The following is a 9386-nucleotide window of genomic DNA, read 5'->3' as shown; positions in this document are numbered from 1 at the left end:
CAGGATTATTTAAAAACCTGTATAGTTATAGTAGGACGAGTCAATGGGGGGTATCCACCGTTGGAACCGGACGAATAGCAACATTGCCGGATACTTTATCAACCATGCAAATGAACAACCGGTTGCTGGTATATCCCAATCCATTTACATCGAGGTTGAATATGGTAATTGATAATAGTGACGAGGTAGAACGTATTGTGATATTTGATGTGTTGGGTAAACAGGTTGAAACTATTCAACGTGCTGCCATCTCAAACGTAATTTCAATAGGAGCTTCTTTGCAACCGGGCATGTATATAGTGCAGGTGCAGGGAACGAACTGGTTAAAATCATTCAAGGTCGTTAAAATGAAATAGTTGCTATATGGGATCAGGCAGATCAGGTTCGCTGATCTGCCTGATCTTTTTTGTAATAAGAATAAAACCAGCTCATACGGACACTATAATCGAAATAAATAGTTATGAATCGGAAATTTAAGCGGATATCGAAAGATATAACTGGCCCGTCGTAAAGGTGATTGCTGGTACATTGGCGCCATTAATGGGCAGCCCGAAGAAAAAAGGAAAAATATAAAGCTTGACTTTTTCCCGGCAGGTACAAAATATAAGCTATTGCTGATAGCCGATGGAAAACATGATAAAGATCTTGAAACCAGGTATGTTGTTGTCGACAGGGCCTATTCTTTGGAAGTTATGATGCTTCGTCGCGGCGGGTTTGTTGCGTCTTTAACTGTCAGGACTCGATTGGGGTGTAGTATACAGTTCTGATTATACGGCTCCCGGCTTGTTTATTATTCTTCATTGTTTTTTATTGGAAGTTTTTTTTAGCAGGTTACACTACTTTGCAGAAACTAAAATTGCTTGCTATGAAAAAAAAGGTACTGCTCCTTTTACCAGGAGTGCTATGTTACTTCACATTTTATTCATGTTCAAAAAACAAAGTGCAGGATTCAGAGCTGGTGCTCAAGGGCGCCCATGTAGAATCTAACGCCGCTGCCTGCGGATGTCAGCCGGCTGACACAAGTATTTTTGATCCCACCTGTTTGGTTGCTCCAAACGCCCAATTGAAAGTATTAGGTGAAGGTTTCAGTTTCACCGAAGGTCCTGCTGTTGATAAACACGGCAATATTTTTTTTACTGATCAGCCTAATGACAAGATCTATAAATGGTCATCAAACACAGGCATGATCACCCCATTTTTAACCGGAACAGGCCGTTCGAACGGAATGGCATTTGACAGAGATGGAAATCTCATTACCTGTGCCGACATGCATGGCGAACTATGGAAAATAGCTTCGAATGGAAGTCACACTGTTCTGGTAAATAATTACAATGGCAAATTACTAAATGGACCAAACGATGTATGGATCAATCCCCAAAGTGGCGGTATGTATATTACTGATCCCATATTCCCAAGAGATTATTGGCAGGCCAGCGATCCTCGTCAACAGGCATGGCCGCCTACTCATTCTGAACAGGCAACAAGTGGCAAAGGCGGTTATGTTTATTATCTGGCTCGCGGCAGCCATAACCTGGTAAGGGTAACAACCGAAGCAATGGGCTGGGACGCTGATGGTTGGCCAAACGGTGTTGTAGGAACGCCTGATGGGAAAAAGCTGTATGTAAACAAATGGGCGCCCGATATCAATACTGCCGGTACCTGGGTTTTTGATATTAAACCTAACGGAACCCTTGCTAACATGCGAAAGTTTATCGACATGGGCGGCGATGGTATGTCGATGGATGAACGGGGGAATATTTATATAAGCAACTCATATGGAGTAACTGCTTTTGATCCAAAGGGAACCAGGATATTCAACATTCCTACAGGCGGCGGTGCTACCAACAATGTTTTTGGTGGTAGTAATAATAGGATCTTATTTATTACAGGACCAGTGGACAAGTTCACTGCGTTAAAGATGAATGTGAAAGGTGTTGAAAAATTCAATTAATTAGCCATATACGCAACATTTCCCACCCTGCATTGAAAAAATCTGATACCATGTTTCAGCCGGTACACTTTAGCTTTACAGCATACGATCAACGCTTGTATTGCCCGGAAGGCGGGCAAACGTGTGCACAAATAGTCGGATTTATATAAATCAAAGTCTTTTTTGTAACATTTGCTGAATAAGCAGTGAGTTAATTTTGATTATCAGTACCTTGGTTATATAAACTCTAACATTGTTTGACCTATATTAATAAGAAATGAAGTTTGTTTTTCCACTGATAGTAATTGTACTTCCGGTCTTTTGTTTCGCGCAAACCATACAAGGCTTTGAAAAGTTAGCAAATCGGGTTAGCATTAATTTACAGGGTGGTACACTGAGTATTCAACCGCTAACGGAAAACGCGGTAAGGGTAAAATTTTACAAGGAGGCAAGCGATTCCCTGGAAGAACTGGTGTTAGTTGCTGGTCATCCCGATACAAAATATGAGCTTTTTGAAACGCCATCAAGCATTAAAATAAACACTAAGCAAATTATTATTACGGTGGATAAGAAAACAGGAAACCTGATTTATTCCGATAAGCAGGGAAGGGTGTTCCTTACAGAAAAAGCCGGTACCCGGAAACTTATACCCGGGACTGTATCAGGTGAGCCTTGTTATAATGCTGAACAAAGCTTTGAGTCACCTGCCGATGAATACATTTATGGATTAGGCCAGTTTCAGGATGGGCATTTTAACCTGAGAGGTGTTACACGTTGCCTTACGCAGGTAAATACCCAGATCTCAATCCCGTTTATTTATTCCAGCAAAGGTTACGGGTTGCTTTGGCATCAATACGGACTAACAGATTTTAACCCTGCGGATAATTATGTAAATCTTACAAAACAAGCGGGTGCCTCTGATAACAGCAGCATGATAGAAGTGACTACTGATGCCGGAACTCAAAAGGTACAGCAAAGCCAGGCAGCATATAAAGGAATTTTTTCTGTAACAGAGCCGGGAGAATATGCCGTTATGCTTGATCTTGGCGGCATGGGTAATCGCCATTTTGTAGTTGTAGATGGCAAACCCTGTATTGACCAAACAAACCTGTGGTTGCCGCCCACTGTGAGCACAAAAATATATTTAAATGAAGGGACACACTCGATACAGGTTATTTGTAAAGACGACAATGAGCCTAAGATCTCCTGGAAGAAAATTGACAACCTCACAAGCTTTCGTTCTCCTAATGCCAAACTGCTTGATTACATCGTTTTTTACGGAACTACTGCTGATAGTGTGATCAGTACTTACCGCAAACTATCGGGGCAGGTGCCAATGCTACCACTTTGGGCGTATGGGTTTTGGCAATGCCGCGAACGTTACACATCAGGTGATCATCTGGTGCAAACTGTAAAGGAATTCCGGAAAAGACAACTGCCCATGGACGTGATTGTACAGGATTGGCAATATTGGGGCAAGTATGGTTGGGGCGTACCAAAGTTTGATGAAACCAATTATTCTGAACCGGCAAAATTCATAAAGGAACTCCATGACCTTAATGCTCATTTCAATATATCGGTTTGGGAGAACATCGATAAGTCCTCTTCGATCGGGAAGAGGTATGTAGATGAGAACCTCTATCTCCCTGGTAGTGGTTGGATTGATATGTTAAATCCCAGGGCACGTATAAAACATTGGAATACGGTGAACCAGAACCTGTTTTCCCAAGGGGTAGACTCCTGGTGGATGGATGCGGTGGAGCCGGAGAACGACGCATTAAAAGGTAAAAAGACTTATTTGGGGTTGGGAGATTTTTACCGGCTTACATACCCTTTGTTTGTAAGTAAAGCAATCTATGAAGGGCAACGCGACATAACCGCTGATAAAAGAGTGTGTATTTTAACTCGTTCAGCCTTTCCTGGCCAACAGCGGTATGGGATCATCAACTGGTCGGGTGACATTGGGAGTGATTGGGATGCCTACAAACGGCAGATTGTGGCCGGGTTGAACTATACGATCACGGGCTTTCCTTATTGGACAACAGATATCGGTGGTTTTTTTCGCCCTGAAAAAACGCAATACACCGATACCAGTTATCACGACCTGTTAACCCGCTGGTTCCAATGGGGAGCGTTAAATCCAATATTCCGGATTCATGGATATAAAACGGAGACAGAGCCCTGGAAGTTTGGAGAAGTAGTTGAAAGCAATATGAGAAAGGCCTTGAATTTGCGCTATCGGTTATTGCCCTACATATATTCCGAAGCCTGGCAGGTTTCTCGCAAAGGTTCTACGATTATGCGGCCATTGGTGATGGATTTTAATGGTGACACAACAGCGCTCAATCAGCAGTATGAATTTATGTTCGGAAAAGCATTTTTGATAGCACCTGTTACTAAACCCGGTATTGCTGAATGGAATGTATATCTGCCTAAATCCAATGCGTGGTTCAACTTTTGGACCGGCAAGCGTTACCCCGGAGGTAAAGCAATAAAAGTTGCTGCACCTATAGACAAAAGTCCATTATTTGTTAAGGCCGGATCAATAGTTCCTTTAGGTAAGCCTGTTCAGTTTACTAACCAGTTGCCTGCGGATACTATTGAAATTCGTATATACAAAGGAGCTGATGGAACATTTGAGCTGTATGAAGATGAAGGTGATAATTACAACTACGAAAAAGGGAACTATACAGTAATACCTTTCGCATGGAATGATAAAAGCCAGACACTGACAATATCAAAAAGACAGGGAAGTTACCCAGGATCCATAAATAACCGGATTTTTCAAATAGTTCTTGTAAGTGAATCGAATGGAAGAGGTTTAGAAAGCAACAAAATAAAAAAGCAGATCAGCTATATTGGAAATAAAGTTATAGTTCGTTTGAAATAAAAAGCATACAGTTATCGCTAAGCCCAACCTCAGACACGTTTTACTAAATTTAAAGGTTTGCTTATTGCAATAACAATCCATTATAACAAGAATACTTCGTGCCAAAAAGAGGCCTTCAAACTCAACGACTTGATTGCCAACTGCTTTCATATAAAAAGGTTTTTTCAAATGCTTGCCTGCTGTGTGGGGTTCTTTTTATTTCTTGCCTCGTATACCTCTTTTGCCGGCTATCCGGTGAGTACTTATCTCGGGATCGATCAGGGCCTGTCGAACAATTTTGTAAGATGCATTTACCAGGACAAAAATGGTTTTATGTGGTTTGGCACCTACGACGGACTGAACCGCTATGATGGATATGAATTCAAGATCTTCAGAAATAATTTTAAGAACAACCGCTCGCTCATTAACAACTGGATCAACACCATCAGTGAAGATGCCAATGGAAATTTATGGATAGGCACCAGGCAGGGAGCATGTGTTTACCAAAATCTCGCCGACAACTTTTCCTTTCTTTATTATTATACCCCTGAAAAAAAAGTAGAACAGCTAAGCTCGGTCATCAACGATATAGAAGCAGACCCGCAGGGCAATATGTTTGTTGCTACAGCCGATAAAGGCTTGCTTTTTTTCCAAAAAGACGAAAGGGTCGCTTACTCAATACCATTAGAGCATGATGCCAGGTCTGCTCATAATGTTACTACAGTAAAAGTAGGCAACGATAAAAAAGTTTGGTTCTTTGTGGCTGATAAAGGTTTGTATGTTTATGAGTATAAAACCAATAAAGCAACACTTGTAAACGAAACCGTCAAGTCGGCCAGTTGTATTGAAGCGGCGAATGGTTATTTATGGCTGGGATCGAATGATGGTTTGTTCCGGTATAACATCGCTTCCAACGCCTTCGACAAAGTGTATAATGAAGCGAATAAAAAATTAAACTACAATACTGTTGCAGGGATCACCGTAGGTAAAAAAAATGAATTGTGGATTGCAACAAATGGCGGTGGTGTTATTATCCTGAATACAGCAACCGATGAAGCACAATTTTTATCAAATACAAGAGAACCCAATTCTTTATCGAGCAATGCCGTCTATTCTATTTGGATCGACAGGCAATCAAGAAAATGGATCGGCACTTTAAGAGGCGGCATCAATATCATCGATCCCAGCAAGGAGCGTTTTCAAAATATCGTTTCCAATCCTGCCACAACCAATACGCTTGTCAACAATCATATTTTATCGTTTTACGAAGCACCCGACAATGATTTATGGATTGGCACGGATGGTGGCGGCCTGAGTATCTGGAACAGAAAATTGAACTCTTTTACCAATTATCGCCACGAAAGCAGGGACCCATTTTCATTAAGCGACAATTTCGTTACCGACATTCAATCAGATCTTCAAAACAATATCTGGATAACCACTTATCGCGGAGGAGTAAACCGGTTTAACAACGGGAAGTTTGAACACTATAGCTGTGTTGACCCTGGTAACCCGGCACTTGCTTTACATCCTATAGGACCGAACCTGCTGGAAGATGAGGAGAGGAATTTCTGGCTAAGTACCCAGCAATACGGCCTGTTCAAATTGAACATGCAGAAAAAGGTTTTTGAATTGTTTGATAACAGGCTTAAGGATCTGTATGTGTTGAGGGAAGACAGGAACCATGTTTTTTGGGGAGGGGGCATGAACCACCTGGTTCAAATTGATAAAGCCGGCAAAAAGCATGTTTTTTATACGATTGGTAAACCGGTTAGTGCTATAATGGAAGACCGCTCGGGTAATTTTTGGGTAGGTACCGAAGGAGGGGGATTGATCCTCTTTGACAGAAAGCAGGGAAAGATCATTACCCGGTATACTACAGATGAAGGCCTTTGCAGCAATTCCATATTGACCATTCTCGAAGATGAAAAAGGCAATTTGTGGATGAGCACTTTTAACGGCATTGCCAAATTCAATCTTAAGAACAAAACATTCAAGAACTATTATAAGGGCGATGGATTGCAGGGCAACCAGTTTAATTATCATGCGGCATTAAAATTACGGTCCGGCGAGTTTGCTTTCGGTGGTATTAAAGGGGTTACTTTATTCTGTCCGGAAAATATTACTGAGGCCGGCGGCAATCCAAAAATTTTCTTAACGGATGTGCAAGTCGCCAACACTTCTCTTGAAAAGGACGCTGAGCTTCAGGTTCAAACCAAATCCAATCGTATAGAGCTCATCAGGATCCCTTACAATAAAGCCGTTCTTTCATTTGAGTTTGCCGCGTTGGAATATTCAGCGCCTGATAAAATTGAATATGCTTATTGCATGCAGGGTTCGGATAAAGACTGGAACTATTGCGGCAATACAAGAAAAGTAGTTTATAGCCACCTTTCCGAAGGCTCCTACACCTTCCGGGTTAAAAATACCAATGCGGAAGGGCAATGGAATAAGGACGAGGTGCAGATCAAAATTATTGTGCTGCCTCCCTGGTTCAGGACCTGGTGGGCATATTTGATGTATGCGGTGATGATTGGCGCAGCCGTTTATTTTTACCTGCAATACCGGTCAAAACAAACCAGGCTGCAATATGAAATAAAGATTGCAAAGCTTAACGCAGAAAACGAACGCGCTGAAAAAGAAAGAAGCCTTGCCGAATTAGCGGTAGAGAAAGCGGAACTGGAAAAGGAGAGAGCGGAAAGGGAGAGAGAACATGCCGAATTGGAGAAAGAAAGGATCCTGAATGAAAAAGAAAGGGAGATCAACGAAAAGAAGATCTCATTCTTCACCAATATCTCTCATGAATTCAGAACACCGCTAACATTAATTATTAATCCGGTCAAAGAGCTGTTGGAGAAAAATTCCAATGAACAAAAAGATAAGGCCGGGTTGAACATTGTTTACCGCAATGCAAGGCGAATGCTCAGTCTTGTTGACCAATTACTTTTATTCAGGAAGGCGGAGAGCGGTTTAGATAAAATAAAGCCATCCAGGCTCAATTTGCACGATCTGGCATACGAAGTGTACCTGTGTTTTATTCAACAGGCAAAAGCACAGCGCATCGATTATATTTTTGATTGCGCCAATAAGAATGTAGCGATCTATGCAGACCGGGAAAAGCTGGAGATCATTTTATATAACCTGCTTTCCAATGCATTGAAGTATACATCTGCCGAAGGCTGCATCAGGTTTTCCATTGCAGAAGGACCGGAAGATGTTGCCATCAAAGTGGAAGACAATGGCGCCGGCATACCGGCTGAAACCGGGGAAAAACTTTTTGATAAATTTTATAAAGCCGAAAGAACCAAAACAAGTTCCAGGGCAGGTTTTGGCATTGGGCTCTTCCTGGTAAAAAACTTTACCGAGCTGCACGGTGGAACGATCACGTACCAAAGTGAAGAAGGGCAGGGGACAACTTTTACCTTACTACTTCAGAAAGGCAGGGCCCATTTTGGTGCGGATGTAATTGTTTCAGAGACAGCAACTGCCCCTGCCCCTCAATTGCTCGAAGCGCTGAAAGAAGAGGGGGAGAACGGTGAAAATAATACAGGCGAAGAACCCCTGACGGAACTGGTTTCTGAAAAGCAATCTATTCTCATAATAGATGATGATGAATCTATCAGGCAATACCTTGTTCGCTTGTTTAAAGACATATATATAATATATCAGGCAGAAAACGGGGAAGCCGGTTTGGCTATGGCCCAAAAATATTTGCCAGACCTCATTATCTCCGACATTCACATGAAGGAGATGAGCGGGATCGGGCTTTGCAAGGCTGTTAAAGAAAACGAACAGCTAAGCCATATCCCCGTTATCCTGCTCACCGGCGCCACCTCCGATGAACTCAGGCTACAGGGCGTGGAGGGTGGTGCGGATGATTATATTGTAAAACCTTTTGACAGTAAACTGTTGCTTGCACGGGTTGTTACTCTTTTAAAGAATCGCAATACGGTTCAAAAATATTTTTATAATGAAATAACCCTCAATAAGAACGAGTTCAAGGTTTCTTCAGAATACAGGGAGTTTTTGGACAAATGCATTGCCATTGTTGAAAAGCATTTAGAGGACAAGAACTTTAGTGTTCAAACTTTACTCAACGAAATGGGCATGAGCCATTCCAACCTGCTCCGTAAAATAAAATCAATCTCCGGCCAGCCCGTAAATATTTTTATCAGGTCCATCCGCCTTCGTAAAGCTGCCGAGCTATTTATAAATACAGACTACAGTATCAAGGAAACCGCCTACACCGTAGGTATAAGGGATATTAAATACTTCCGGGAGCAATTCAACAAGCTTTTCGGCATGAACCCTTCCGATTATGTAAAAAAGTACCGCAAAGTACATGGCAAGCAGTACACTATAGATAAGGAATCACTCAATCCCGGGGATTAAGTACGTCAGCACATTAGCACATTAGCTAATTAGCCCATTAACATTTGGCGTTTCCACCCCCCTTTTTGGGAGTTTACCCCCCTCCCGAATTCCCCCAAAAATTGCTTTTACACTGCTAGCTTTACGTTTAAACCAAAACCAAAATTTCAATTATAGATGCCAGGGTAAAAGCGGTTTTTGCCCTGACAGGGATTT

5 protein-coding genes are annotated in these 9386 nt (G+C 41.9%); all 5 read left to right on the top strand.

The features are described from left to right. The coding region (locus AC59IL_RS35495) for a T9SS type A sorting domain-containing protein (RefSeq protein WP_496557003.1) at positions 1-356 on the top strand (356 nt) is incomplete at its 5' end. A gap of 141 nt (positions 357-497) precedes the next feature. Then, positions 498-767, top strand: coding sequence for a glycoside hydrolase family 97 C-terminal domain-containing protein (locus AC59IL_RS35490; RefSeq protein WP_496557004.1), 270 nt, complete (start codon positions 498-500; stop codon positions 765-767). A 98-nt stretch (positions 768-865) separates the two neighbouring features. Then, on the top strand, positions 866-1951 hold the full coding sequence (locus AC59IL_RS35485; protein ID WP_496557002.1) for an SMP-30/gluconolactonase/LRE family protein: 1086 nt from the start codon (positions 866-868) through the stop codon (positions 1949-1951). 256 nt (positions 1952-2207) lie between these two features. Then, the gene (locus AC59IL_RS35480; RefSeq protein ID WP_496557001.1) at positions 2208-4820 is read left to right on the top strand and encodes a glycoside hydrolase family 31 protein; all 2613 of its coding nucleotides are present in this window, start codon (positions 2208-2210) and stop codon (positions 4818-4820) included. A gap of 168 nt (positions 4821-4988) precedes the next feature. Further along, positions 4989-9191 (top strand): hybrid sensor histidine kinase/response regulator, encoded by a 4203-nt coding sequence (locus tag AC59IL_RS35475; RefSeq protein ID WP_496557000.1) that lies wholly within the window; start codon positions 4989-4991, stop codon positions 9189-9191. Positions 9192-9386: the final 195 nt, after the last annotated feature.

Source organism: Niastella sp. sgz303648 (genome assembly GCF_059587045.1).
The sequence above is the reverse complement of the archived record's forward strand: the minus strand, read 5'-3'. Positions and strand labels throughout refer to the sequence as shown.

Excerpts from the sequence above, each read along its gene's own strand:
- AC59IL_RS35485 (WP_496557002.1), top strand. The coding sequence starts at position 866 with ATGAAAAAAAAGGTACTGCTCCTTTTACCAGGAGTGCTATGTTACTTC.
- AC59IL_RS35480 (WP_496557001.1), top strand. The coding sequence starts at position 2,208 with ATGAAGTTTGTTTTTCCACTGATAGTAATTGTACTTCCGGTCTTTTGT.
- AC59IL_RS35475 (WP_496557000.1), top strand. The coding sequence starts at position 4,989 with ATGCTTGCCTGCTGTGTGGGGTTCTTTTTATTTCTTGCCTCGTATACC.